This window comes from Blautia parvula (assembly GCF_020215665.1).
In the GTDB taxonomy this organism is placed as follows: Bacteria; Bacillota; Clostridia; order Lachnospirales; family Lachnospiraceae; genus Blautia; species Blautia celeris.
In genome coordinates this window covers 5,429,389-5,454,878 of sequence record NZ_CP084061.1, presented here as the reverse complement: position 1 = coordinate 5,454,878, position 25,490 = coordinate 5,429,389, and the positions used below count along the sequence as shown (strand labels likewise).

Below are 25,490 nucleotides of genomic sequence, written 5' to 3'. Positions count from 1 at the left end.
ATAAATCAATAAGAAGATTATGAAAAAGCTGACACATTTATAAAACTTTTGTTAATTTCCCTGTTATTCTGTGTAATCTGAACAAAATGATATATTTTTCCCTTAGCTACTGGAATTTCCTCTATCTTTTGTAGTATACTATGGAAGGCGACATCACATACCCCAATATTTTGTAGAATAGAGGCATAGAAAAAAATGAAAATCGGATTTGATAATGACAAATATTTGTCCATGCAGTCAGAACACATCCGCCAGCGGATCAATCAGTTTGACAACAAACTGTATCTGGAATTCGGCGGAAAGCTTTTTGACGACTACCACGCATCCAGGGTTCTGCCCGGCTTTGCCCCTGACAGTAAGCTTCGCATGCTGATGCAGCTCAGCGACCACGCAGAGATCGTTATTGTTATCAGCGCCGGTGATATTGAGAAAAATAAAGTCCGCGGGGATTTAGGCATTACTTATGATATTGATGTGCTCCGCCTGATAGACGCCTTCAGAGGCAGAGGATTTTATGTGGGAAGCGTTGTCATCACCCAGTATTCCGGGCAGAACAGCGCCAATAAATACAAAGACAAGCTGGAAAAACTGGGCATCAAAGTTTATCTGCACTATCCCATAGAAGGATACCCCAGCAATATTCCCCTCATCGTGAGCGATGAAGGCTACGGCAAAAACCAATACATCGAAACCACCAGACCCCTTGTGGTTGTCACAGCACCAGGTCCCGGAAGCGGAAAAATGGCCACCTGTCTGTCCCAGCTCTACCACGAGCACAAAAGAGGGATCCATGCAGGCTATGCAAAATTCGAGACTTTCCCGATCTGGAATATCCCGCTGAAGCATCCGGTAAACCTGGCATACGAAGCGGCGACCGCAGATTTGAATGACGTAAATATGATCGACCCCTTCCATCTGGACGCTTACGGCGAAACTACGGTAAACTATAACCGTGATGTGGAGATTTTCCCTGTGCTGAGTGCAATCTTCGAGCGCATCTTCGGACAGTGCCCATACCAGTCCCCAACCGATATGGGTGTCAATATGGCAGGAAACTGTATCATTGACGATGAAGCCTGCAGGGAAGCCTCCAAACAGGAGATCATCCGCCGTTATTATCAGGCCATTGACGGCCAGGCTGAAGGGACCCGCACACAGGAGGAGGTCTTCAAACTGGAACTTTTGATGAAGCAGGCACATATCTCCACGGAAGACCGCAGAACCACCAGTGCAGCGCTTCTCAGGGCAGAGGTGACCGGTGCCCCGGCTGCGGCTCTTGAACTTTCGGACGGCCGCATCATCACAGGCAAGACCTCCGATCTTCTGGGCGCATCCGCTGCACTGCTGCTCAATACCTTAAAGGAGCTGGCAGAGATACCCCATGAGACCCATGTTATTTCCCCGGCCTCCATTGAGCCTATCCAGAAGCTGAAGACAGCCTATCTCGGAAGCAAGAATCCGCGCCTGCACACAGATGAGGTGCTCATCGCCCTTTCAAGCTCCGCCGCAACCAGCGATGTGGCTAAGAAAGCACTGGAACAGCTTCCAAAGCTGAAAGGATGCCAGGTACATTCCTCTGTGATGCTCTCCGCTGTGGACAGGACTATTTTCCAGAAGCTGTCTGTGCAGCTTACCTGTGAACCGGTCTACGAACACAAAAGATTATATTAAAACCAAGCATAAAACAGCACCCCATATTCTGCATAGGGTGCTGTTTTTATACAAAATCTTATTTTTTATTCCTCATAACCATTCGGATTGTTTGACTGCCATTTCCAGGAATCCGCACACATTTCCTTGATCCCGAATTCCGCTTTCCATCCCAGTTCTTTTTCCGCTTTCTCTGCGCTGGAATAGCAGGTGGCAATATCGCCTGCACGGCGGTCTTTGATCACATAGGGGATTTTTACGCCGGTTGCTTCCTCAAAGTTTTTTACAATGTCGAGAACACTGTAGCCGATGCCGGTTCCCAGATTGTAAACCTTCAGGCCTGCTTTCTCCTCAATCTTCTTCAGGGCTTTCACATGGCCCTTTGCCAGGTCTACCACATGTATGTAATCGCGCACGCCGGTTCCGTCCGGAGTGTCATAGTCATTGCCGAATACGCCCAGCTCTTTTAATTTACCCACAGCTACCTGTGTGATATATGGCATCAGGTTGTTAGGAATTCCGTTGGGGTTCTCTCCAATCATGCCGCTCTTATGGGCTCCGATCGGGTTGAAGTAACGCAGAAGCACTACATTCCATTCCGGATCAGCTTTCTGGATATCCATTAAGATCTGCTCCAGCATGGATTTAGTCCAGCCATAAGGGTTTGTGCACTGTCCCTTCGGACACTCTTCTGTGATAGGCACAAAAGCCGGGTCCCCATATACGGTTGCGGAGGATGAGAAAATGATATTTTTTACGCCATGTTTTCTCATGACATCCACCAAAGTCAGGGTTCCTGCAATATTATTCTCATAATATTCCCAGGGTTTCTGTACAGATTCCCCTACAGCCTTCAGCCCTGCAAAATGGATACAGGAATCAATGCTCTCTTTCTCGAAAACAGCATTCAGCGCATCCCTGTCAAGAATGTCTGCCTTATAAAAGGTAACCGGTTTGCCTGTGATCTTCTCCACTCTCTGTAAAGATTTCTCACTGGAGTTACTGAGGTTGTCCAGTACCACTACATCATATCCTGCAGTCTGCAGTTCCACTACCGTATGGCTTCCGATGTAACCAGCACCGCCTGTCACTAAAATTGCCATTTTACAACTCCTCCTTCTAACTATCCTGTTTTAAAACATATTTTCTGTTCATAACTACTTTAACACTTTTTTCCTGAAAAGAAAAGGAAAATTTTTCTCTACCTGTATTTATCTACAATGGCGTTCATGGCTGAGAGCTTTTTCTCCATATCCGCAACCAGCTTGAACTGTGTACGGCACCGGTCAAGATTATGGCCCTCCCGGTGCGTCTTGAAATAGATATCCCCGTCCAGATAATCGGCCAGAAAACGCATTCCGCATTCATATGTCATAACCATGGCGCCTATGGGCAGCATGTCCAGCTCCTTATCTGTCAGGCTGCCTGCGCAGCCCTCCACAAATCCCTTTGTATACAGCTCAAACAATTCCATGTCACATGAGACTTTGGACAAATCCCTCTCATCCTCATCCGCAGTGCTGGCGCCGAAACGGATGGAATCCCCGAAATCATTGACTGCCAGTCCCGGCATTACCGTATCCAGGTCAATGACACAGATTGCCCTGCCTGTCTTATCATCTATCATAATATTGTTGAGCTTTGTATCATTGTGGGTCACCCGAAGGGGCAGCTTCTTCTCAGCCTGCAGCTCCCCCAGCACATGGGCCAGGTTCTCCCGCTCCAGCACAAACCGGATCTCCCTCTGCACGCTGCCGGCGTAACCACAGGTATCGCGCTCCACGGCTGCCTTAAAATCTTCAAGCCTGCTTGCCGTGTTGTGGAAATTTACGATCGTCTCGTGCAGAGTCTCTGCCGGATAATCCGACAGCATTCCCTGGAAATGCCCGAAAGCAACTGCACTCTGGTAGAAATCTTCTTTGTTCTCCACCTTGTCATAACAGCTTGCGCCCTCGATGAACAGATACGCTCTCCAGTAATCACCGGCACAGTCCACATAATAAGGCCTTCCGTCCCTGGCATGGATAATGTTCAGGGTCTCCCTGTCGGCATCTCCGCCATTTGCCAGGATCTTCTTCCTGAGCCAGGATGTGACACCCACAATATTCTCCATCAGCTCCACAGGTTTGTGGAAAATACTCTTATTCATCCTCTGGAGGATATATCTCCTCCTGCCCTGCTCCGTCTCACATACCAGACGGAAGGTATCATTTATATGTCCGCTGCCGTATGGAATCTCCTCCACCAGCTTTCCCGGAAATGCAAAGTTCTCAATTACCTCTCTGCGTATCAGTTCCTCGCCGCTCACTTGTTATTCCTCCCAAAGTTTCTCCGGATAGAGGCCGCTTTCTTTTAATGTTCTGATGGCAGCAACTACCACCGGCTTATCCTCTTTATATGTAACACCGTACCATTTATCCATGGATTTGAGGACTTCCACTGTAGCCTTGTCTTCTGCCAGCAGCTCACCTACCACTGAGGGCAGGAAATACTCACACTTCATGGGATTGCTCTGCAGGTTTTTCTCAAGGAACAGGGGGAATCTGTCTCCAAGCTCTTTCAGTATGCTGGCTGTAAAGCCCCACATATTCATGGAAACCGTGCTTCCCTTTGGAATCTCTGTCCATGTTCTGCCTTCATCCTCTGTGTAAGCCGCTCCATCCGGCCGCTTCTCAATATGGGTCCTCTCATGGATTCCCACAAGATAATGGTTTTCGTCTGTTTCGCAGACGCCTCTTGCCACGTGTCCGTTCTCCGTGAGAGTATTCTCCAGCACATAGCCAACCATGGTATAACGGTATTTGTCATTGTCCTCATGTGTGGTCAGGTAATCATAGATCATCCGAAAGGCATGGGCACCGTAGTAATCATCTGCGTTGATGACTGCAAAAGGCGCATCCACCACGTCCATACAGCTAAGTACCGCGTGTCCGGTTCCCCAGGGTTTTACCCTGCCCTCGGGCACTGAAAATCCCTCCGGAATATTCTCCAGCTCCTGGAATACATATTCCACCTGGATATGTCTGCTCAGACGGTCACCGATCGCCTCACGGAAATCCTTCTCATTGGCTCTCTTTATTATAAATACTACCTTTTTAAATCCTGCCTTCACTGCGTCATAGATGGAAAAATCCATAATGATATGCCCCTGTTCGTCAATGGGGTCAATCTGTTTCAAGCCGCCGTAACGGCTTCCCATCCCTGCTGCCATAACTACTAATACCGGTTCTTTCATCTTCATTGCTCCTCCTTACGAATGCATTTTCCGGATGCAGGTTATCTCTTTGTTCCTGCCTGTTACCCATTATACTACACATCCTTTTTTTTCACCACATGTAAAAGCAATGGAAAGATACACTTTTTCAGTATACCATATTTGTACGATTGTTCTTTACACAATTTGATATGTTATTTATCTTAATAAATTCTTAAATTATATTTTTCTGCAGAAATCTACAATTTTTGACGATTTTTTTATGCATATAACACTATAAATAGAGTAAGCGCATCTAAATTTGACAAGTTATATCCTACAGGCAGACATAATATTTTTACTGGAAATGCAATCTGATTGTACAAATGCGGTTTTTGTTTTGACCTGGTGATATTTCTGATTACAGACAGCACCCCCTGCATTTCTTGCTGTTTTTTTTCCGTAATAGTCCAACTGACGAAACTGTATGGTTTTTCTGAAAAAGTTGTTTTATAATGTATTCATGCTATGGAGGTGTCTTATGCCGTTTGAAAGTCTTGAATTAAGAGAAGATATCAGTATCTCCAAAGTTGTCACCATACACTATTTTGAATATATGAGTGACTTTAGCTTTCCCGGTGAATCCCATAATTTCTGGGAATTTCTCTGCGTTGACAAAGGAGAGGTAGATATCATGGCAGGTGACCGGCCCCACACACTGAAAAGGGGACAGATCGCTTTCCACAAACCAAATGAATTCCACAGTCTGAAGGCCAATGGCCGGATCGCGCCAAATCTGGTGGTCATTTCATTTGAATGTAACTCTCCGGCTATGCAGTATTTTGAGGAGCTGATCACAGATATCAGTGAGACAGCCCGCTATCTCATGGCCCAGATCATCTATGAGGCAAGACGATGCATCGCCACACCGCTTGATGACCCGTATACCACACATATGGAGCGGCTCCCGGAAGCTGCATTCGGTTCAGAACAGCTCATCAAGCTTTATCTGGAGCAGCTCCTCATACACCTTGTGAGAGAGCAGATGAAAGGCCGCAGCACAGCGCCTGCTGTTGTCAAATCCATCAAGCAGAAAAACGATGCCATCATTTATAAGCGGATCACCACTTACCTGGAAGAACATATCCGCGAACATCTGACCATTGACGAGATCTGCAGGGCAAACCTCATCGGGCGTTCCCAGCTTCAAAAACTTTTCCGGGAGCAGAACCAGTGCGGTGTCATTGAATATTTCTCACGGCTTAAAATCGAGCTGGCCAAACAGCTCATACGGGAGAACCATCACAATTTCACCCAGATATCAGACTTTCTCGGCTATACTTCCATCCATTATTTTTCCAGGCAGTTTAAAAAGCTTGCAGGCATGACCCCTTCCGAATATGCCTCATCCATCAAGCTGCTTGCCGAAAGGCCATAATTCTGAAACTTCTTTCAGAATTTTATCATTGTTTTACAAGACTATTCATATTATAATGAAGAAAAAGAGCACGGTTCAATGGGGGCTCGCAATAAAGGAGAATGTGTTATGAAAATCTACAGAACAAAAGACTACGATGAAATGAGCAAAAAGGCAGCACACATCATTGCTGCTCAGATTGTATTAAAACCTGACTGCGTTCTCGGTCTGGCTACCGGATCAACACCGGTGGGCACATATAAGAACCTGGTGGAATGGTATAAAAACGGAGATTTGGACTTCTCCACACTTTCCTCCTGCAATCTCGATGAATACAGAGGCTTAAGCCCGGAAAATGACCAGAGCTACCGTTACTTCATGAACACAAACCTGTTCGACCATGTAAATATCCGCAAGGACCACACCTTCGTGCCGGACGGACTGCAGGAGAACAGTGACCAGGCCTGCCAGATGTATGAGCAGATCATCCGTGACTTAGGCGGTATTGACCTGCAGCTTCTGGGCCTTGGCCATAACGGACACATCGGCTTCAACGAGCCAGCAGAGGACTTCCCGAAGATCACACATTGTGTTGACCTGACAGAGAGCACCATCCAGGCCAATAAGCGTTTCTTTGAAAAAGAATCCGACGTACCGAGACAGGCTTACACCATGGGGATCGGCACCATCATGAGCGCAAAGAAGATCCTTGTTGTGGTAAGCGGTGAGGACAAAGCGGAAATCCTGAACAAGATCATCAATGGACCTATCACACCTCAGGTTCCTGCATCCATTCTGCAGCTTCACCCGGATGTGACCATCGTTGCCGACAATGCAGCACTTTCCAAAGTAAAATAATCTGTAACTGTTCAGTCAGGTCAGCGCATTTACTGCGCTGACCGTGCAAAAGAGTAGTGGCGGCAGGTATTCGCCCCATCGCGAAGCGATTTTTAATGGGCGAATACCCGTAACTATTCAGCTGGCTGAATAGTTACAATAATCTTTGACCATCTCTTTTATTTTAAAAGAGGGAACAGCCATCTTGACTGCTCCCTCTTTTTTATCATATCCTTTTATCTCATTTTCAAAAGTTCTTTCATTTTCAACTTGTTCCCATAATGCAGAACGGAGGCGCTGTACACTCTTATGGACACTGCTGCGATCACAAGGATAAAGATGAGCAGAAGTCCCATGGAGACTGCCAGATCCCCGGCTTTCATCCCTCCGGTCAGAAGAGTGAACGGCACAGAGAAGGGGGAGGAAAACGGCAGGTACATGGCAAACTTGGTAAGTCCGCTGCTTCCGCCTCCTGCAATAGCTGTGAAATACCCCAGATAAAAGCTTCCAAGGCTGATGAACATCACAGGCATCATGGCAGAATTCAAATCTTCCACTTTGCTCACAGCCGCGCCGCACACAGAGTTCATCACTGCGTACAGGGAATATCCGAGGACAAAATAAACCAGTAAGATCAACAGGGTGAACGGCGTAATACTTGAAAAATCAATGGGCACTCCGCCTATGTTAAAATTGGAAGGAACAAAAGCGGTATAACATATAAGGGCAAAGACAATGATCCCCACCATCTGAAGAAGTCCCAGTACACCCATTGCCAGACATTTTCCGATCAGGATCCTGGACGGCTTTGCAGAGACGACCAGGGTCTCCATAACACGTGATGTCTTCTCAGACGCCACGGACATAGCCACGCCGTATCCATAATAATATACTGCGAAAAACATGATAAATACCACAGCAAGACCCAGAATATAACCGGTAATATCCATATCACCTGCTGCTTCCTCCGTGTATGGCAGGGAAATGGTGGACCTGGCTATGGTTTCACCGTCAACACCGCTCTCCTCCAGGATATTCTTCTGCCATATTTTATTACAGATATCCGATATTTTCTGGGAGCTTATGCCCTTCATGAAATTGGCATTCACCACACGGATATAGGGTAGACCGTCCTTCTCCTCAATGGAGATCAGAGAATTGTTCTCATTCTCCCTGATATCGCTGCGGATACCTTCCTCCTCTTCCTTTGCCGCTGTCTTAAAATTCCTGTCCGGATATACACTTTTCAGGGTATCCAGATTCTTCTCAAAAATCCCTGTCTGGTCAACCAGATAGCAGATGGCCGCGTCATCGCTTACAGCCGCCTGTTCTGCGGAATTTTCCGTACCGGTCTGTTCTTCCTCCCCGCTGCCCTTCACTGCGGAAATAATACGGGGGGCCAGACACAGGGCCAGCACCATGATCATAATGATCAAGGTAGATACAATGAAGGCTTTCTTTCTGGCAGCCTCTTTTAAGGTATATGCAAATACGGTTGTTATCTGTCTCATTCTGTCTCCCCTGCCTTTCTGACAAAAATCTCCTGTAGAGATGGTTCCCTGATCTCAAATTTGTCGGGATAGATTCCCGCGTCCAGCATTCTCTTCAGAAATCTGTGTGCCATCTCATCTCCGTCAATTTTATACTCTGTCTCAGCGGCACGTTTTTCAAAGACCTGAAGGCCTTCCTCCTGTGCCATTCCATCCACATCTGCATTGACTGTGACGCATAGATTTGTATGCCCAAAGGCTGACTTTATCTCTTTTAAATTACCCTGCAGGATTGTTCTGCCACGGTTCAGGATCAGAAGATTCTTACAATATTCCTCCACAGTCTCCATCTGGTGGGTGCTCAGGATAATGTATTTCCCTTCGTCCACAAGCTCAGACACCAGATCCCTGAGCATCTTTCCGTTCACCGGGTCCAAACCCGAGAATGGTTCATCCAGAAAAACAAGCCTTGGGTTGTGGATGATCGCAGAGATGAGCTGGATCTTCTGCTGGTTTCCTTTTGAGAGCTTTTCGGCCGGCATGTTTTTATACTCCATAACCTCAAGGCGTTCCATATAGCCAAGAGCCGCCTTCTTCGCTGCTTCCCGCTTCATGCCCCGGAGCATGCCGAAATAGACAAGCTGTTCCAGAACCTTTGTCTTCATATAGATGCCGCGCTCCTCCGGCAGATAACCGAAAGCCAGCGTCTCCCTGTTGATTTTCCTGCCGTTCCACTGGGCTTTCCCCTCATCAGCTTCCATGATACCCAGTATTGTCCGGATCGTTGTGGTCTTACCGGCTCCATTGGTTCCCAGAAGGCCAAATACCCCCGGTGTCTCCATGGAAAAAGACAGGTGGTCAACCGCGGTTTTTTCTCCGAACCGCTTCGTCAGATTTTCCACTACTAAACTCATATACTCCTCCTTGTTTCATACCTCTTAACGTTTCTTTTCATAGCTGCACATATATAGAACATTCTGGAACGTCCAGATAATTCCCAGTATAAGAAATGGCAGTACGCCAATGTCTACCGCAACAGTCAGCATCAGCATAAAAATAAAGATTCCTGTGTACAGAACAAAGGAATTTTTGTAGACAATATAGGCCGCTTCATACATCCTGGCCTTTTCCTGTTCATCACAGCTTCCGACCCAATCCCGGTTAAAATGAAGGGAAAGGGCATTTCCTTTTTTCTCAGGGTTCATTTTCTTGGTCTGCTCCACCAGCAGATGCTCTGAAAAAGCACACCACAGACTGTACAGTACAAACAGCGTTGACATGACTACAATGTTGGGCAGACTCTGTGCTCTGTGAAACGCATAGACAATGTTAACGCCGCTCAGCACCATTGTGATGGTAGCACAGCATGTTATGATTCCCTGACAGCGGTTGTTGTACTTTTCTATTTGTTCCGCTATCTCGTCATCCTCTCCATCCCAGTCCCGGCATTTCTTTCTGACACTCATAACCATATATATATTGGCAATACTGCCCAAAATGGACATAAGTACGATCAGATAAAAGGCGCCCCTGCCAATGACACTTTCCAAAAACCTGCCCAGTTCCTCCACATCCCTGCCGTGATCGCCGATGACTAAAGCTCCGACACCGCCGAAGAGACCACTGACCAGAATGATTATCATAAATTCCAGATATCCTTTTTTCTCTTTTCTATTCCTATTCATTCCCGTCCTCCACATACCAAAAAATATCCTCCACAGACGCTCCGCATTCTTTGGCTATTTTAAGCGCCAGCGTAACAGACGGAGAGTAATCTCCACGCTCGATCAGGCTGATGGTCTGCCGGGATGCTCCGACACGCCGCCCCATTTCCTGCTGGTTGATATCCAGTTTTGCCCTGTATTCTTTCAGGCGGTTGTGCAACGACATTCCCACCCCTCCTTTATGACAAAATCCTTTGTCATTTTGACAACTTTTCTTGTCATTGATTATAGCACCTGACAAAGATAGTTGTCAACCGGATATATAAAAAAACGGTGATGCCGCTGTTATATGGCAGAAGCCCAGCAGCGTGATCACCGTTTCGCACTGTTTTATTTCATTGATACCTGGTTATCGATACAGATAATCCTCGTTTTTCCGTTTTTCCCATATATACAAAACCACCAGGACACCTGCACATACCAGGGTACCGAGAAAGATTCCCAACACACTGAAATTAATTACAGATATCACCTGTCCGCTGAAGTTAATGATAAAATGGCAGAGCATGGATGCCTTCAGGGTACCGTATTTCTTAACCAGTCTGCCCAGGATCAGACCCATTAAAAAGGCATAACAGCCCTGTATCAGATTCATATGGTAAAGGCCGAAAAACAACGCCTGGAGGAAATTCGCCGCCCAGAAAGGAAAGCTTCTCTCCAGTATTTTCAGACAGAGCCCGCGCATGAGAAGCTCTTCCGCCAGGGGTGCCATCACGACCACATAGAACATAGACAGTATGGATGGCTCCGCCATGCCCAGCCCTTTCATCACTTCCATATAATGCCCCATCAGATCTGGTGCCACCACTGCAAGTATATTGAGAAGGCTGGTGACCGCAAACTGGATGAACAGGGCCACAAAAAAGATTCCCAGAATTGCGCCTGAGTTAAGAGCGGCCTTGTGGCCTCTCTCCAGATAAGCGGCACGTCTGTCAGCCATCACCCTGCGGTACCAGAAATATCCCGCCAGCAGAAAGATCCCGTAGGAGGCAGCACTGACAATATACACATACTGGTTCACCACATAATCCATGACCGGCGACTGGTACACATGGATCGCGGTCATAAATTGGCCTGTCAAAAGTATAAGAACCTGTCCGCCCAATGCCGCGGCAATCTGAATGATATACATAAGGGCAATGGGTGTCAGACTCAGCAGCAGTGTCTTTGCTTTTTCTATCATTCCTTGTTATGCCTCCAGGTCTTTAAAATGGAACTGCTTTTTGCCGCCCGCGTAGTCCCCCACAATCTGTCCGCTGCCGAACAGTTTATATTTATATGTCACAAGCCCCTCCAGTCCCACGGGACCCCGGGCATGGATTTTACCGGTACTGATTCCCACTTCCGCGCCGAATCCGTAGCGGAAACCGTCAGCAAACCGCGTGGAGCAGTTCTGATATACACCGGCAGAATCCACAAGCTGCATAAAGGTCAGCGCAGTGTCCCTGTTCTCTGTGATAATGCAGTCTGTGTGATGGGAGCCGAACCGGTTAATGTGTTCCACTGCTTCCTGTACACTGTCCACCAGTTTCACAGATAACACCAGATCCAGATACTCTGTATCGAATGCGTCCTCCTCCATGATTTCACAGGGAATGATTTCTGCCACTTCACGGGTTCCTCTCACTTTTACATGGTTCTCTCCCAGAGCTTTGCTTATGACCGGCAGAAACTCCTCTGCTGCCTCTCTGTTTACAAGCAGCGTTTCCACAGCGTTGCAGGCTGCTGTATACTGTGTCTTGGCATCTATGATAATGGGGACTGCCTTTTCCTTATCGTAACATGCATCCACATAAATATGGCACACCCCGTCGGCATGACCCATAACCGGTATTTTCGTATTGTTCATAATATACTGTACAAACTGATTGGAACCTCTGGGAATGAGCAGATCTACTGTCTCATGGCAGGACAGCAGTTCGTCGATCTCATTATGAAGCTCGGCCTGCAGCATACACCCTTCCGGCACGCCTTCATGCACGGCTGCCTGATAGATGATCTCAAACAGAACTTTGTTGGTCCTCGCTGTCTCTTTGCCGCCTTTTAAGATGGCACAGTTCCCACTCTTTAAACAGAGGGAAGAAATCTGTACCAGCGCGTCCGGCCTGGCTTCAAATATGATGCCGATCACACCGATGGGACACGTCACCCGGTAAAGTTCCAGACCTTTATCCAGTTCCCTGGCAAGCTGCACCTTTGAGAGCGGGTCCGGCAGTTTGATGAGTTCAGCGATTCCGGCGGTTACATCCTGCAGCTTATGCTCATCGAATTTCAGTCTTTTCATCACAGCTGCCGCGATCCCTGCCTTTTCAGCCGCTTCCATATCCTCATGATTGGCTTTGAATATGGCTTCCCGGTTAGCAAGAAGAGCGATTCTTACTGCCTCTAAAGCGGCATTTCTCTGCTCCCCGCTGAGGGCTGCCATGCGGAAACTGTCCTGTTTCATTTTTCTGGTTGCTTCTTTTATATTCATAGGTCTATCCTCCTGTTCTGTTTTGCTCTCTGTTACCATTCGATTTTCTCCACCGGTATGGGGTGGTCATTTTTTGTTATCTCTGTCACTTTACCGCTCCTGAATCGGATCACACGGTCAGCCATGGGGGCCAGCGCAGAGTTGTGGGTAATGATAATAACAGTCATATGTTCCTTGCGGCAGGTGTCCTGCAAAAGCTGCAGAATCTGTTTGCCTGTATTATAGTCCAGGGCACCTGTGGGTTCATCACAAAGTAAAAGCTTGGGGTTCTTGGCGATCGCCCTGGCAATGGCTACCCTCTGCTGCTCACCGCCGGAGAGCTGTGCCGGAAAATTAGATGTCCGCTCCGCAAGCCCTACTTTTCCCAAAACAGTGGCCGGGTCCAGGGAATCTTTGCATATCTGTACAGCCAGCTCTACATTTTCAAGGGCGGTTAAGTTTGGAACAAGGTTATAGAACTGAAATACAAAGCCCACGTCATTGCGTCTGTATGTGACCAGATCCTTTGCTTTATATTCATTTACATGTCTGCCGTCCACAATGACCTCTCCCTCGGTGGCACTGTCCATACCGCCCAGAATATTAAGAGCTGTGGTCTTCCCTGCTCCCGATGCACCCAAAATCACCGCCAGCTCGCCTTTTTCCACAGAAAAACTGGCGTCATCCAGAGCTCTGATCTCCACTTCATTTTTACTGCCGTATATTTTTTTCACATGTTGGAATTCTATAAATGACATGCTTCTATCCTTCCTGCATTCTAAATAAAAACGCCTCTGCCGTTAGGCACCACTGCCGTTAAGCACACTCCGGCCCTGGGGCCAGATGTTATTTCCCATTATATCTCCATTTTGACCGGGCCGCAATCAGGTTTTTCAACAGGAGGGGGTATTTTTGATTTCTTTTACTTTTTTCTTTATTTATATTGACTTTTTGGTCTATTCATATTAATATATGAACAGATATTCATATGTTTAATATACTATAGTTACATAGATAGAAAAATAGATTTGGAGGGACTGAATATGAAGCAGGAAAAGAAAGCCTCTTCCGGTGAACTGCGGAAGCCTGAAGGTGAGAATGTTCATCAGCAGACGCATGATGAGCATTGCGGCTGTGGCTGTGAACACAGCCATGACGGTCATTCTCATGAACATACACACGAGCATACGCATGGCGAGCTTTGCGATTGTGGCTGTGACCATGACCATGGCGGTCATTCTCACGAACATACACACGAGCATGCGCATGGCGAGCTTTACGATTGTGGCTGTGACCATGACCATGGCGGTCATTCTCACGAACATACACACGAGCATGCGCATGGCGAGCTTTGCGATTGTGGCTGTGACCATGACCATGGCGGTCATTCTCACGAACATACACATGAGCATACGCATGGCGAGCTTTGCGATTGTGGCTGTGACCATGACCATGGCGAACATTGCGACTGCGGCTGCGACCATGACCACGGCGGCCACTCTCACGGACATGCGGGCTCACATCACACCCCCGGGCATCCGGCGGACTGCCAGTGTGAACTCTGCCATCCACATGAGGAATACTGCGATATCTGCGGCGAAAGCCTTGCCAACTGCAGGTGCCATATGCCTGATGCCGACTGTGAAAAGAAAGTTTATATTTTAAAAAATCTGGGCTGCGCAAACTGTGCTGCCAAAATGGAGGCCAAAATCAAAGAGCTTCCCGGTGTGGAATACGCCTCCATTACATTTGCCACCAGTCAGCTCAGACTATCAGCCAGAGACCACGCCGCTCTGCTGCCGCGTATCCGGGAAATCTGTACTTCCATAGAATCCCAGGTTGAAGTGGTACCCCGTTTTAAAATGCCCGGTTCTTTTACCACAAAAACATACCTGATCGACAATCTGGGCTGCGCCCACTGCGCATCCAAAATGGAGGAAAAGATAAACGCCCTCCCTGAAGTGTCAAGTACCACTCTGACATTTGCCACACGCCAGCTCCGCATTACCGCCAGACGAGATCCCGACCTTCTGCTGGACCGGATCCGGAAAATCTGTACAGATATTGAGGATGGTGTGACCATCAAGCCAAAAGACACCACTCCGAAAAGCGCAGACACGCTTCCCATTCAGGATGTCGTGCCCGCCGCAAGAGTGCTCTCACAGGATACCAAAACCATTCTGGCCCTCTGCACCGGCGCTGTCCTTTTCATTGCAGGGGAAGTGCTGGAGCAAATGGGTATGGAGCTGCCTTCCCTCGTGGTACTGCTTACTGCCTATGTCCTGCTTGGCGGAAGAATCGTGCTGACGGCACTCCGCAACCTGACAAAAGGCCACGTATTCGATGAAAATTTCCTGATGAGTGTCGCTACCATCGGCGCTATTGTCATCCAAGAATATCCGGAAGCCGTGGGCGTTATGCTGTTCTACCGCATCGGAGAATATTTCGAGCACAAAGCAGTTGAGAGAAGCCGCTCCCAGATCATGGATGCGGTGGATATGAGACCCGAGACAGTCACCCTGGTAATCGGTGATGACACAAAGACCATAGCCGCCCAGGATGCTGAGGTGGGGGATATTATCCTGATCCGCCCCGGCGACCGGATCCCTCTGGACAGCGTGGTCATTGAAGGAGAAAGCCGCATTGACACTTCCCCGGTGACCGGAGAACCGGTACCTGTCAAAGCAGGATTCGGAGATGAACTGACTTCCGGCTGTGTCAATACCTCCGGACTTTTAAAGGTACGTGTTGAAAAAGTGCTGGAGGAATCCATGGTAACACGCATTTTGGATTCCGTGGAAAATGCCGCTGCCAACAAACCTAAAATTGACCGTTTTATCACACGTTTTGCAAGGGTATACACACCTTTTGTAGTATTTCTTGCACTGGCAACCGCTGTCATACCATCCCTGATAACAGGGGACTGGAACCACTGGGTATACACAGCACTCACCTTCCTGGTGATCAGTTGTCCCTGCGCCCTGGTTTTAAGCGTTCCTCTTGCATTTTTCTCCGGTATCGGAGCCGGCTCCAAGCGAGGCATCCTATTCAAAGGCGGTATCTCCCTGGAAGCCATGCGCAATGTAAATGCAGTTATTATGGATAAAACAGGAACCCTGACGGAGGGTAACTTCGTCCTGCAGACGGTTCTTCCCGCAGACTCTGTAAACGCAGATACCCTGCTGGAACTCTGTGCAGCCTGTGAATCCACCTCCACCCATCCCATTGCGCACAGTATCGTCTCAGCAGCACAAGGAAAAGGAATGACAGTCACACGGCCTGATACCGTGGAGGAGATCGCAGGCTGCGGCATACACGCAGTCATAAACGGTTCCCAAGTACTCTGCGGAAACCGCAGATTGATGGAAAAATTCCATGTTTCTATGGAAAACATTACAACAGACGGCCTCGGTGCAGAAGTATTTGCAGCTAAGGACGGCACTTACATCGGCTGTCTTATCATCGCCGACACCCTGAAAGGGGACGCCAAATCCGCAGTCAAAAAAATAAAGGATATGGGCATCACGCCTGCCATGCTCACCGGCGATGCCCGGGAAACCGCTGAGGCTGTTGCCAGAGCAGCTGGTATCGACGAAGTACGCGCCCGTCTCCTGCCTCAGGATAAGCTGAACGAACTGACGCGCCTGCGCAGCACATACGGCTCCGTCATGTTTGTAGGTGACGGAATCAACGATGCTCCCGTACTGGCCGGTGCGGATGTAGGTGCTGCCATGGGAAGCGGTGCGGATGCCGCCATAGAGGCCGCCGACGTGGTATTTATGAATTCTTCCATGGAGGCCGTTCCCCAGGCACTGTCTATCGCAAGAGCCACCAGCCGTATATCCTGGCAGAATGTAATTTTCGCCCTGGTGATCAAGGTTCTGGTCATGATACTTGGCCTTTTCGGATTTGCCTCCATGTGGATGGCAGTCTTTGCCGACACCGGTGTGGCAATTCTGTGTGTATTAAATTCTATCCGCATTCTTTACAGAAAAAATCTGTGATATGCGTTGGCAGATTTTCTGCCAAAAGAGAGGCTGTGTTCCGTCTGAATATTCAGCGGAGCACAGCCTCTCTTTTACATCTGCTTTCTCACGATTTTATATTCATCATTCATCTGGAAGTAAGGACAGTTCTGGAATGTGTTCGTCATGAACCTGCCCATCTCGTCCTCATCCAGGTCCACATCACAGGTGTAATATCCGTATTCTTCGTCATAGACGTAATTGCTGCAATACTCACAGTTGGCTGTTTTCTTTTTCCCCATTTTCCGCTCCCTTTCCATCTCTTTTGAGTTAGGTATAGCAGAATCTTTTCTTTTTGTCAAATATCACTATATTTTTCCTATAAATTACAGAAAAATTTATGATTCTATGATTTAAAAATACTGCAAGTGGTGTTATAATGATTGGACGATATCCCTTTATAAAATCTTTATGTCAGGTATATTTTTTTTATACAATTTTAATCTCTGGAGGAAGTTATGAAAATCATCATTTTAGGCAGTGGTAAAGTGGGCCGTACCCTTGCCGAACAACTCAGCAACGAAGGACACAATATAGTTATGGTCGATATCATCGCCAAAAAGGTCCAGGACATTACAGAAGACGCAGATATCATGGGCGTGCTGGGCAATGCATCCAGTATCAACACCCTACTGGATGCCGGCATTGAGACTGCCGATATCCTGATCGCTGTGACTGGTTCTGACGAACTGAATCTTCTCTGCTGCCTGATTGCAAAAAAAGTCAGCAAATGTCACACCATTGCCAGGGTCCGAAACCCTGTGTACAGCAAGGAAATCGGGTTTATCAAAGAGCGTCTGGGCATTTCCATGATCATCAATCCCGAACATGCCGCCGCTATTGAAATATCCAGGCTGCTGCGTTTTCCCTCTGCCATCAAAATCGATACATTTGCAAAGGGCAGGGTAGAGCTTTTGAAATTCAAAGTAAAACCTGAATTTCACTTAGACCAGATGACCGTCATGGAAGTAGCGGAACGCTACAAGAACAATATCCTCATATGTGCCGTAGAGCGCGGAGACGAGGTAAGTATTCCCTCCGGTAATTTTGTATTGAGAGACAACGACATTATTTCTATCATTGCCTCCCCTGTCAATTCCGCACTTTTCTTCAAGAGAATCGGAATCCACACACACCAGGTCAAGAGCACCATGATCGTGGGAGGAGGTACCCTTTCCTATTATTTGGCCAAGCTTCTGCTCGCCATGAAGATCCGGGTACTGATCGTGGAAGCCAATAAGGACCGCTGCGAACAGTTAAGTGAGCTTCTGCCTGATGCTACGATCATCAACGGTGACGGCACGGATAAGAATCTGCTTCTTGAAGAGGGCCTGACACGTGTGGAATCCTTTGTAACACTCACCAATCTGGACGAGGAGAATATTCTACTGGCTCTGTTCGCCAAAAAGAACAGCAATGCAAAACTGGTGTCAAAGGTAAACCGTATTGCCTTTGATGATATCATAGAAGGCCTGGACGTGGGCAGCGTTGTATATCCCAAATACCTGACTGCTGACTATATCCTGCAGTACGTGCGTGCCATGCAGAACAGCATCGGCAGCAATGTGGAAACCCTCTACCAGATTCTGGACAACAAGGCAGAAGCCCTGGAGTTCTCCGTACACGAGGACTGCCCGTTTCTGGACACCCCTCTGGCAGAGCTGAATATCAGGGACAATCTTCTCGTTACCTGCATTAACCGGAAAGGAAAAATCACCATTCCACGGGGACAGGACAGCATTCAGCTCGGAGACACAGTGATCGTGGTCACCACTGTAAAGGGGCTGCACGACATTAAAGATATACTGAAAAATAAATAATTTACGAGGGATGAAATGAATTACTCAATTATTTCCTACATCATAGGATGGATCTTAAATTTTGAGGCACTTTTTATGCTCCTACCCTGTATTGTCGCCGTGATATACAAGGAATCCAGCGGATGGGCTTTTGTGCTCGCCATGCTTCTGTGCCTCCTCATTGGCATACCTCTGACTCAGAGAAAGCCAAAGAACAAAATTTTTTATACAAAAGAAGGGTTTGTCACTGTGGCGCTGAGCTGGATCGTGCTCAGTATCATGGGAGCGCTGCCGTTTATATTCAGCGGCTCCATTCCAAACGTGATCGACGCTGTTTTTGAAACGGTGTCGGGTTTTACCACCACCGGTGCCAGTGTTCTGCCGGAGGTGGAGTCACTTTCCCACTGTATCCTGTTCTGGCGTAGTTTTACCCACTGGATTGGAGGTATGGGTGTCCTTGTCTTTCTGCTCTCCCTGCTTCCGCTGACAGGCGGCGGTTATCATATGAACCTGATGAAAGCGGAAAGCCCGGGGCCTTCTGTGAGCAAACTGGTACCGAAAGTGCAGTCTACGGCCAAAATCCTGTACGGCATTTATCTGGCACTGACTCTGCTTGAGATTCTTTTCCTGCTCTGCGGCGGTATGCCTGTGTTTGACGCGCTGACTACCTCCTTCGGTACTGCCGGTACCGGCGGATTCGGTATTAAAAATGACAGTATTGCCGGCTATTCCACCTATATCCAGGTGGTTGTCACAGTATTTATGATTTTATTCGGTGTAAACTTCAGTGCTTATTTCCTGATCATCAGCGGCAAGCTGAAACAGGCCCTGCATATTGAGGAGATTCGCTGGTATCTGGCTATTATTGCCATTGCCATAATCACTATCACAATAAATGTGTATCATATTTACGGAAGTATCGCTGAATCACTGCAGCAGGTATCCTTCCAGGTGGCATCCATCATCACTACAACGGGATTTGCCACCACGGACTTTAACACATGGCCGGAAATGTCCAGAACGATTCTGGTCATCCTCATGTTTGTCGGTGCCTGTGCAGGCAGTACCGGCGGCGGCGTCAAGGTGTCACGTTTTGTCATCCTGATGAAGACCATTCAAAAGGAACTGCGCCAGTATCTCCACCCGCGCAGCATTAAAAAGATCAAAATGGATGAAAAACTGGTGGAGCATGAAGTTGTCCGTTCCACCAATGTATTCATGATCGCCTATGTGCTGGTGTTTGCATTCTCTGCACTGTTCATAAGCTTTGACAATCATGACCTGATAACGAACTTCACCAGTGTGGCGGCGACCCTGAACAATATCGGGCCCGGTCTGGAACTGGTTGGGCCTACCCAGAACTTCTCTATCTTTTCGGGGGGCGCCAAATTAATTCTGATTTTCGATATGCTTGCAGGAAGACTGGAATTATTCCCGATCCTTCTGCTCTTCACCAGGGATACCTGGAAAAAATTCTAAACCGGACAGATACCTGCTGCCCGGCTGCATAAAAATGCCGTTATCTGAAAAGCTGCTGTTTTTCAGATAACGGCTGTTTTTTAGATTGGTCCTGGCGTGCAGTGTACTCCCAACCATATGCACCGGACTAATTCTGAAGAAATTTTTTGTCAAATTCCGGATTGAAATAATAGTAATTATTGGAATCCAGTCTCTCTTTTGTCTTCTCCAGTGCCTCTCCGAATCGCTGGAAATGCACAATTTCTCTTGTTCTTAAAAACTTCAGCGGTTCTCTCACTTCAGGGTCTGTTATCATTCTCAAAAGATTGTCATAAACCACTCTTGCCTTCTGCTCTGCAGCCAAATCCTCTGTCAGATCCGCAATGGCATCCCCTTTTGACTGGAACTCCAGCGAAGTAAACGGAACACCTGCTGCTGCCTGAGGCCACAATGCTTTGGTATGGTCTATATAGTAGGCATCAAAGCCTGCCGCCTGTGCCTGTTCCACAGTCAGATCCCTGGTAAGCTGATAAACCATGGCACATATAATTTCCATATGAGCCAGCTCCTCCGTACCGATATCTGTCAAAAGCCCGCCAACGGTCTTAACCGGCATGGTATAACGCTGTGAGAGATACCGCATGGAAGCCGACAGCTCTCCATCCGGACCGCCGTACTGGCTGATAATAAGCTGTGCAGTTTTTGGACATGTTTTCGTGATCTTTACCGGAAACTGCAGTCTTTTTTCATAAGTCCACATCAGATACACGCTCCTTCCCATGGCATGGGACCTTCGCCCCAGCAGCCAATACAATCCTTTGTTAAAGCATAAAATTTCTCATCGAATTCTTTCAGAAGTCCTTTTCTCTGTTCAATGAGATTTTTCCTAAGGTCCATGGCCTCAGCGGATTCCGGATGGGTATCCAGATACAGGACGGTGTCGTCCAGTGCAAAACTCAGCGCACTGATTTCCTTCATCAGACGTTCTCTTTCCTGCTGCTCGGGTGACGCATTTTCGTCCGGCTTAAACTCAGTCTCGAAAGAGTTTTCTTCCAGCACGAAAAATGGCTTATTCAGTCCCGGAAAAATAGTTCCTGTTGCCAGTGCCTGATCCCAGTCATAAAGTGTCTCCCAGTTCTGCATGGGAACGGAGGCAATTGCCAAATGCTGCTGTTCCATATCATCGTCTCCTTTCATAAACAAAGACATTCTTTGACAAAATCCATCAAATTTTTCTCTGCAATGATAGTATGCGCAGAAAAAAAGCATTTCACAAAGGTAGTTTTTTCAATTTTAAATATACATTGACAGGCGAGGTATATATATGTTTTAATGTAGCTAAGAAAAGGAGGTATGCTATATGTCAATCGCTTCTGATTTGATTCGCGGCCATACCGATACGATTATACTGGCGCATCTGCTGGAAGGCGACAGCTACGGATACAAGATCAATAAAGAGATACAGAGAAAGACCAGTCAACAGTATGAACTTAAAGAAGCCACCCTCTATACTGCTTTCCGGCGTCTGGAGGAAGCCGGCTGTATTTCTTCCTACTGGGGCAATGAACTGACCGGAGCCCGCCGGCGTTACTACTCCATCACCCCGGAGGGAGAACGGACTTATGAACGTCTGAAAGAGGAGTGGAATACAGCGAAACAATTAATTGATATCCTGATCCAATCAAAAAAGGAGGATGCAGCAGATGGAAAATAGACTCAGAGAATATATGGATGATTTATTCGGAGAAATCCCCCCTACCAAACAGGCAGTGGAACTGAAAGAAGAGATTCTGCAGAACCTCATAGACAAATATCATGACCTTCTGGCGGAAGGCAAAAGCCCGGAAGCGGCCTTCAATATTTCCGTAGCCAGTGTAGGCGACGTGGACGAACTGCTGTCCGGACTGACTGCAGGCTATACTCCACACCCCTGCCAGGACCAGGAAACCTATATAAAGCAAAAACGGAAATCTGCCCTTTTGTTTTCCACATCCATAATGCTTTATATTTTATGTGTATTACCTGTCATTATTGCTGACAGCGTGGGCTATGACATCATCGGCGTATGCCTGATGTTCCTTATGATCGCCACTGCCACGGGGCTTCTTATCTATAACCACATGACACGTCCCCGCTATGCAGCCAATGACGGGACCATTATAGGTGATTTCAGAGAATGGCAGGAATACAACAGCGGCAGCCGTCAGACCTTCCGCGCTGTCAACAGTGCTGTCTGGACTCTTGCCACAGTCCTCTACCTGATCATCAGCTTCAGCACCATGCGCTGGAATGTGACCTGGATCATCTTTTTGATCGCCGCTGCGGTTCAGTCCATCATCCGAGCAGCTTTTGAGCTGAGAAAGTAGGTAAGCCATGAATAGAAAAACATCCGCGGTCATCCGCATAATCTGCTGGTCCATCATTGCTGTGGCTCTGATAGCTGTACTCATACTTGGCCTCAACAAAAGATGGCACTTCACACCCTTTCAAACCGGCGGCTGGAGCTACCCGGAAAGCAGTAAATACACAGCCGGCCCCGCAAAACTTCCCGCAGATAAAATCAAGAATATAAATGTAGACTGGCTTGACGGCAGCGTCACCCTCACCACCGCAGACACTGACAAACTGATCGTTAATGAAACCAGCCGCCAGAAATTAAGCGCAGACAAACAACTCCATTATTATTTAAAAGATGACACTCTCCTGATCCAATACCGCGGTGCCACCAAAAATCTGATCTCTACCTTCAGTAACGGCCTTTCCAAAAAACTGGAGATCCAGATTCCGAAAAAATATGCCGCCTCCTTCCGGGAGATTGTGGTGGACGGTGTCTCATCGGACCTCAGCCTGGAAAATCTGAAAGCGGAAAAACTGTACCTGGACAGTGTATCCGGAGACATCACTCTGAAAAACATAAAAACTGACACCCTGACTGCAGACACCACCAGCGGCTCTCTGGATTCCACTGCCCTGATCGTTACCACCTCTGCTGTCACCAACACCACCAGCGGCAGTGTAAATCTGGAAGGCACCATAAACGATATTCAGCATGACAGCGTCTCCGGAGATCTCCGTGTCCTCTCCGATATCTGTCCTCAGAAGATCCAGGCAGACACCACCAGCGGCAGTATACTTATCAATATCCCGGACAATCCCGGGTTCACCCTTGACTACGACACCGTAAGCGGCGACATCCACACCGACTTTCCCGCCACCGGTTCCGACTCCCATTTAACCTACGAGTCCGGACAAAACCACTTCCGCATTGAAACCACCAGCGGTGACATCACTGTCAGGAAAAACCAATAATTTTTTCTTTACACCATCAAAGTGCTGCTCCAAAAGCGAAACCGGGGAGGCCTGCAGGATACTCACACCCCGCAGGTCTCCCCGGCCTCCTCGCCGCTGCTAAAACCTCAGCACAATCTTCGTTCCCTTCCCAGGCTCACTATTCAGCACAATCTTAGCATGATGCAGCGCTGCCCCGTGCTTCACAATAGAAAGCCCAAGCCCGGTCCCTCCGGTCTTCCTCGAATGGCTCTTATCCACCCGGTAAAACCTTTCAAATATTCTCTCCTGCTCTTCTTTTGCGATCCCTATCCCGTTATCCTCTACGCTCCACCGCACACCGTCCTTTTCCCGTGCCAGCAAAACCTTCACATATCCACCTTCTTTATTATATTTGATGGCGTTATCCACAAGGTTATACAGCATTTCATACAGAACATGCCGGACTCCCTGTATGGATACACTCTTTCCTTCCATGAGCACAGTCACACGCTTCTTCTTTGCGGGAAGCATGAGTGTCTGGCAGATATCCTGCGTCATCTCATACAGATCCACGTCCTCAAACGGCATATTTTTACTCTCATCCAGCTTGGATATCTCAATGATATCCTGCACAAGGCTGGTCAGCCTGCTGGCCTCATCATATATCCTGCCTGCAAACTCCGGTACATCCTGGGGCTGTACCAGCCCGTCCCGCATGATCTCCGCGTAACCGGATATGGACATGAGCGGTGTCTTCAGCTCATGGGACACATTGGCAGAAAATTCCCTGCGCACCATCTCAGCCTGCTTCAGCTCTTCCACCTGCTTGGCGATCTGCACATTCTGTTCATCCACCCTGTTTAAAAGAGGCCGCAGCTCCTCATAAGCCACGTGTTCCAGGGGATGCTCCAGATCCAGCTCATTGATTGGTGCGATCAGCCTCCGCGTCTGCTTCTCCACTACAAAAAATGCCAATGCCAGTATTGCGATCAGCAGAAGTCCCAGAAGCGTAAAGCTGGAAAGCATGGTAGAAAGAACACTGTCCGTCGTCTTAGCTACCCGCAGAATATTGCCGTCATTTAATTTGACCGCATAATAAAAAGTCTGCTTTGAAAGAGTCTGTGAAAACCGCACGACCTCACCGGTTCCCTCCTTCATGGCCTCAATGATCTCAGGCCTGTCCTTATGATTTTCCAGGTCTGATGCGTCCTTCTCTGAGTCATAGAGGATCGTTCCGTCAGGCTTTGCCAGGGTAATGCGGCTGGTAGTCAGGTCACCTGTTGTTTTGTTCAGATATTCCTTCCCCGTATTCTCCACCGCGTAGCGGATGTACTCGGCCTCATTCCTCACATCCTGCTTCATATAATGATTATATTTTCCGTACATAACAGCGCTTGCCGCAATAAAGGTCAGTATCACGGAAAGAACCACCATAATTCCCACGTGGTTCAGTATACGTTGTTTCATCTTCCATCTCCAATCCGATATCCCACTCCCCGGATGGTCTCAATCAGGTTGCCGCAGTCGCCCAGTTTCTGCCGCAGTGTCCGGATATGTACATCTACTGTCCTGGTCTCACCGTCAAAGTCATATCCCCAGATATGTTCCAGCAGCCTGTCGCGGCTCAGCACGATTCCCTGATTCTCCATCAGATAGCGGAGCATTTCAAATTCTTTCAATGTCAGTTCCACTCTCCGCTGTCCGTCCATTACCTCGTGGCGGTCCACATTTACGGAGAGATTTTCACAGCGCAGGATCTTGTCCTGTGTCTGCCTACTGCTTCTTCTCAGCACAGCCCGGACCCGGGAGATGAATTCCATCATGCCAAAGGGCTTTGTGATATAATCATCAGCCCCTCCGTCCAGTCCCCGCACCTTGTCATATTCCGCCTCCTTGGCTGTCACCATGATTATAGGAATATCCCTGGTCCTGTGCTCCTTTTTCAATTTTTCTAATATAGCATATCCGTCGTCACCGGGAAGCATAATATCCAGAAGAATCAGTTCCGGAATTTCATCCTCCAATGCTGTGAAGAGCTCTTTTCCGTCACTCAGTCCTTTGGCCTGAAATCCGGTGGTGCCTAATGTATATACAAGAAGTTCCCGAATATTTCTTTCATCTTCCACACAATAAATCATATGCGCTCCCTTCTCTGCCCATCTCATTCTATAGACA

At 47.8% G+C, this 25,490-nt stretch carries 25 protein-coding genes; 9 read left to right on the top strand and 16 right to left on the bottom strand.

All coding sequences use genetic code 11. The annotated features are described in order from the left end of the window. Positions 1–195: 195 nt before the first annotated feature. Positions 196–1,671, top strand: a complete 1,476-nt coding sequence (locus LC508_RS24835) for a DUF1846 domain-containing protein (protein WP_103731801.1) — start codon at positions 196–198, stop codon at positions 1,669–1,671. A 65-nt stretch (positions 1,672–1,736) separates the two neighbouring features. Here LC508_RS24835 and galE read toward each other — a convergent pair whose 3' ends face one another. From galE to LC508_RS24820, 3 genes are all read right to left on the bottom strand, one after another. Then, positions 1,737–2,753, bottom strand: a complete 1,017-nt coding sequence (gene galE, locus LC508_RS24830) for a UDP-glucose 4-epimerase GalE (RefSeq protein WP_033140727.1) — start codon at positions 2,751–2,753, stop codon at positions 1,737–1,739. A 98-nt stretch (positions 2,754–2,851) separates the two neighbouring features. Beyond that, positions 2,852–3,958 carry a phosphotransferase enzyme family protein gene (locus tag LC508_RS24825; protein WP_054353534.1) on the bottom strand — a complete coding sequence of 369 codons (1,107 nt, stop codon included), beginning with the start codon at positions 3,956–3,958 and terminating at the stop codon, positions 2,852–2,854. Positions 3,959–3,961: 3 nt separating this feature from the next. Then, positions 3,962–4,885: a nucleotidyltransferase family protein gene (locus LC508_RS24820; RefSeq protein WP_103731803.1), complete on the bottom strand. Its 924-nt coding sequence runs from the start codon at positions 4,883–4,885 to the stop codon at positions 3,962–3,964. Between the two features lie 499 nt (positions 4,886–5,384). Between LC508_RS24820 and LC508_RS24815 the strand changes: the two genes are divergently transcribed. Beyond that, positions 5,385–6,281 (top strand): helix-turn-helix transcriptional regulator, encoded by an 897-nt coding sequence (locus LC508_RS24815; protein WP_033140729.1) that lies wholly within the window; start codon positions 5,385–5,387, stop codon positions 6,279–6,281. Between the two features lie 108 nt (positions 6,282–6,389). Beyond that, the gene (gene nagB, locus LC508_RS24810) at positions 6,390–7,118 is read left to right on the top strand and encodes a glucosamine-6-phosphate deaminase (protein WP_033140730.1); all 729 of its coding nucleotides are present in this window, start codon (positions 6,390–6,392) and stop codon (positions 7,116–7,118) included. Positions 7,119–7,333: 215 nt separating this feature from the next. Here nagB and LC508_RS24805 read toward each other — a convergent pair whose 3' ends face one another. The 8 genes from LC508_RS24805 to LC508_RS24770 form a co-directional block, all read right to left on the bottom strand. Further along, positions 7,334–8,608: an ABC transporter permease gene (locus LC508_RS24805; protein ID WP_103732732.1), complete on the bottom strand. Its 1,275-nt coding sequence runs from the start codon at positions 8,606–8,608 to the stop codon at positions 7,334–7,336. Then, entirely contained in the window at positions 8,605–9,501 is an 897-nt protein-coding gene (locus LC508_RS24800; RefSeq protein ID WP_033140732.1) for an ABC transporter ATP-binding protein, read from the bottom strand. The genes LC508_RS24805 and LC508_RS24800 overlap by 4 nt, the downstream gene beginning before the upstream one ends. A 24-nt stretch (positions 9,502–9,525) precedes the next feature. Further along, positions 9,526–10,272: a DUF3169 family protein gene (locus tag LC508_RS24795; RefSeq protein WP_033140733.1), complete on the bottom strand. Its 747-nt coding sequence runs from the start codon at positions 10,270–10,272 to the stop codon at positions 9,526–9,528. Further along, positions 10,265–10,477, bottom strand: a complete 213-nt coding sequence (locus LC508_RS24790) for a helix-turn-helix transcriptional regulator (protein ID WP_033140734.1) — start codon at positions 10,475–10,477, stop codon at positions 10,265–10,267. Before LC508_RS24790 ends, LC508_RS24795 begins: the two co-directional genes overlap by 8 nt. A gap of 183 nt (positions 10,478–10,660) precedes the next feature. Next, positions 10,661–11,494: a CPBP family intramembrane glutamic endopeptidase gene (locus LC508_RS24785; protein WP_103732731.1), complete on the bottom strand. Its 834-nt coding sequence runs from the start codon at positions 11,492–11,494 to the stop codon at positions 10,661–10,663. Positions 11,495–11,500: 6 nt separating this feature from the next. After that, positions 11,501–12,784: a glutamate-5-semialdehyde dehydrogenase gene (locus LC508_RS24780; RefSeq protein ID WP_033140739.1), complete on the bottom strand. Its 1,284-nt coding sequence runs from the start codon at positions 12,782–12,784 to the stop codon at positions 11,501–11,503. 32 nt (positions 12,785–12,816) lie between these two features. Then, complete coding sequence (locus LC508_RS24775; protein ID WP_033140735.1) at positions 12,817–13,521, bottom strand: ABC transporter ATP-binding protein; 705 nt, start codon at positions 13,519–13,521, stop codon at positions 12,817–12,819. A gap of 234 nt (positions 13,522–13,755) precedes the next feature. Continuing rightward, complete coding sequence (locus tag LC508_RS24770; protein ID WP_118593979.1) at positions 13,756–14,274, bottom strand: hypothetical protein; 519 nt, start codon at positions 14,272–14,274, stop codon at positions 13,756–13,758. A gap of 114 nt (positions 14,275–14,388) precedes the next feature. Between LC508_RS24770 and LC508_RS24765 the strand changes: the two genes are divergently transcribed. Continuing rightward, complete coding sequence (locus LC508_RS24765) at positions 14,389–16,767, top strand: heavy metal translocating P-type ATPase (protein ID WP_103731934.1); 2,379 nt, start codon at positions 14,389–14,391, stop codon at positions 16,765–16,767. A gap of 74 nt (positions 16,768–16,841) precedes the next feature. Here LC508_RS24765 and LC508_RS24760 read toward each other — a convergent pair whose 3' ends face one another. After that, complete coding sequence (locus LC508_RS24760; RefSeq protein WP_033140856.1) at positions 16,842–17,030, bottom strand: DUF6472 family protein; 189 nt, start codon at positions 17,028–17,030, stop codon at positions 16,842–16,844. A gap of 216 nt (positions 17,031–17,246) precedes the next feature. Here LC508_RS24760 and trkA point away from each other — a divergent pair, with 216 nt between their 5' ends. Then, positions 17,247–18,608 (top strand): Trk system potassium transporter TrkA, encoded by a 1,362-nt coding sequence (trkA, locus tag LC508_RS24755; protein WP_033140842.1) that lies wholly within the window; start codon positions 17,247–17,249, stop codon positions 18,606–18,608. Between the two features lie 15 nt (positions 18,609–18,623). Then, positions 18,624–20,066, top strand: coding sequence for a TrkH family potassium uptake protein (locus LC508_RS24750; RefSeq protein WP_033140841.1), 1,443 nt, complete (start codon positions 18,624–18,626; stop codon positions 20,064–20,066). 127 nt (positions 20,067–20,193) lie between these two features. Here the strand turns inward: LC508_RS24750 and LC508_RS24745 are convergent, their stop codons facing one another. Both LC508_RS24745 and LC508_RS24740 read right to left on the bottom strand, forming a co-directional pair. Continuing rightward, a complete protein-coding gene (locus tag LC508_RS24745) occupies positions 20,194–20,805 on the bottom strand; it encodes a manganese catalase family protein (RefSeq protein ID WP_033140840.1) in 612 nt (203 codons plus the stop codon). Beyond that, complete coding sequence (locus LC508_RS24740) at positions 20,805–21,224, bottom strand: spore coat protein CotJB (RefSeq protein WP_054353525.1); 420 nt, start codon at positions 21,222–21,224, stop codon at positions 20,805–20,807. The genes LC508_RS24745 and LC508_RS24740 overlap by 1 nt, the downstream gene beginning before the upstream one ends. Positions 21,225–21,405: 181 nt before the next feature. Here LC508_RS24740 and LC508_RS24735 point away from each other — a divergent pair, with 181 nt between their 5' ends. From LC508_RS24735 to LC508_RS24725, 3 genes are read left to right on the top strand one after another with little or no spacing between them, the layout of a single operon-like run. Continuing rightward, positions 21,406–21,759 (top strand): PadR family transcriptional regulator, encoded by a 354-nt coding sequence (locus LC508_RS24735; RefSeq protein WP_033140838.1) that lies wholly within the window; start codon positions 21,406–21,408, stop codon positions 21,757–21,759. Continuing rightward, a complete protein-coding gene (locus LC508_RS24730) occupies positions 21,749–22,411 on the top strand; it encodes a permease prefix domain 1-containing protein (RefSeq protein WP_033140837.1) in 663 nt (220 codons plus the stop codon). Before LC508_RS24735 ends, LC508_RS24730 begins: the two co-directional genes overlap by 11 nt. Before the next feature lie 7 nt (positions 22,412–22,418). After that, positions 22,419–23,354: a DUF4097 family beta strand repeat-containing protein gene (locus LC508_RS24725; protein WP_103731936.1), complete on the top strand. Its 936-nt coding sequence runs from the start codon at positions 22,419–22,421 to the stop codon at positions 23,352–23,354. A 99-nt stretch (positions 23,355–23,453) separates the two neighbouring features. On the opposite strand, the gene LC508_RS24720 is transcribed toward LC508_RS24725, so the two are convergent. Then, positions 23,454–24,782: a sensor histidine kinase gene (locus LC508_RS24720; protein ID WP_103731937.1), complete on the bottom strand. Its 1,329-nt coding sequence runs from the start codon at positions 24,780–24,782 to the stop codon at positions 23,454–23,456. Continuing rightward, a complete protein-coding gene (locus LC508_RS24715) occupies positions 24,779–25,453 on the bottom strand; it encodes a winged helix-turn-helix domain-containing protein (RefSeq protein ID WP_033140834.1) in 675 nt (224 codons plus the stop codon). The genes LC508_RS24720 and LC508_RS24715 overlap by 4 nt, the downstream gene beginning before the upstream one ends. Positions 25,454–25,490: the final 37 nt, after the last annotated feature.

Coding starts and splice junctions, on each gene's coding strand:
- LC508_RS24790 (WP_033140734.1), bottom strand. CDS start 10,477: ATGTCGTTGCACAACCGCCTGAAAGAATACAGGGCAAAACTGGATATC.
- LC508_RS24740 (WP_054353525.1), bottom strand. CDS start 21,224: ATGGAACAGCAGCATTTGGCAATTGCCTCCGTTCCCATGCAGAACTGG.
- LC508_RS24735 (WP_033140838.1), top strand. CDS start 21,406: ATGTCAATCGCTTCTGATTTGATTCGCGGCCATACCGATACGATTATA.
- trkA (WP_033140842.1), top strand. CDS start 17,247: ATGAAAATCATCATTTTAGGCAGTGGTAAAGTGGGCCGTACCCTTGCC.
- nagB (WP_033140730.1), top strand. CDS start 6,390: ATGAAAATCTACAGAACAAAAGACTACGATGAAATGAGCAAAAAGGCA.
- LC508_RS24770 (WP_118593979.1), bottom strand. CDS start 14,274: ATGTCCGTGAGAGTGGCCGCCGTGGTCATGGTCGCAGCCGCAGTCGCA.
- LC508_RS24805 (WP_103732732.1), bottom strand. CDS start 8,608: ATGAGACAGATAACAACCGTATTTGCATATACCTTAAAAGAGGCTGCC.
- galE (WP_033140727.1), bottom strand. CDS start 2,753: ATGGCAATTTTAGTGACAGGCGGTGCTGGTTACATCGGAAGCCATACG.
- LC508_RS24715 (WP_033140834.1), bottom strand. CDS start 25,453: ATGATTTATTGTGTGGAAGATGAAAGAAATATTCGGGAACTTCTTGTA.
- LC508_RS24795 (WP_033140733.1), bottom strand. CDS start 10,272: ATGAATAGGAATAGAAAAGAGAAAAAAGGATATCTGGAATTTATGATA.
- LC508_RS24780 (WP_033140739.1), bottom strand. CDS start 12,784: ATGAATATAAAAGAAGCAACCAGAAAAATGAAACAGGACAGTTTCCGC.
- LC508_RS24800 (WP_033140732.1), bottom strand. CDS start 9,501: ATGAGTTTAGTAGTGGAAAATCTGACGAAGCGGTTCGGAGAAAAAACC.
- LC508_RS24720 (WP_103731937.1), bottom strand. CDS start 24,782: ATGAAACAACGTATACTGAACCACGTGGGAATTATGGTGGTTCTTTCC.
- LC508_RS24835 (WP_103731801.1), top strand. CDS start 196: ATGAAAATCGGATTTGATAATGACAAATATTTGTCCATGCAGTCAGAA.
- LC508_RS24815 (WP_033140729.1), top strand. CDS start 5,385: ATGCCGTTTGAAAGTCTTGAATTAAGAGAAGATATCAGTATCTCCAAA.
- LC508_RS24745 (WP_033140840.1), bottom strand. CDS start 20,805: ATGTGGACTTATGAAAAAAGACTGCAGTTTCCGGTAAAGATCACGAAA.
- LC508_RS24785 (WP_103732731.1), bottom strand. CDS start 11,494: ATGATAGAAAAAGCAAAGACACTGCTGCTGAGTCTGACACCCATTGCC.
- LC508_RS24775 (WP_033140735.1), bottom strand. CDS start 13,521: ATGTCATTTATAGAATTCCAACATGTGAAAAAAATATACGGCAGTAAA.
- LC508_RS24820 (WP_103731803.1), bottom strand. CDS start 4,885: ATGAAAGAACCGGTATTAGTAGTTATGGCAGCAGGGATGGGAAGCCGT.
- LC508_RS24765 (WP_103731934.1), top strand. CDS start 14,389: ATGCCTGATGCCGACTGTGAAAAGAAAGTTTATATTTTAAAAAATCTG.
- LC508_RS24730 (WP_033140837.1), top strand. CDS start 21,749: ATGGAAAATAGACTCAGAGAATATATGGATGATTTATTCGGAGAAATC.
- LC508_RS24725 (WP_103731936.1), top strand. CDS start 22,419: ATGAATAGAAAAACATCCGCGGTCATCCGCATAATCTGCTGGTCCATC.
- LC508_RS24760 (WP_033140856.1), bottom strand. CDS start 17,030: ATGGGGAAAAAGAAAACAGCCAACTGTGAGTATTGCAGCAATTACGTC.
- LC508_RS24750 (WP_033140841.1), top strand. CDS start 18,624: ATGAATTACTCAATTATTTCCTACATCATAGGATGGATCTTAAATTTT.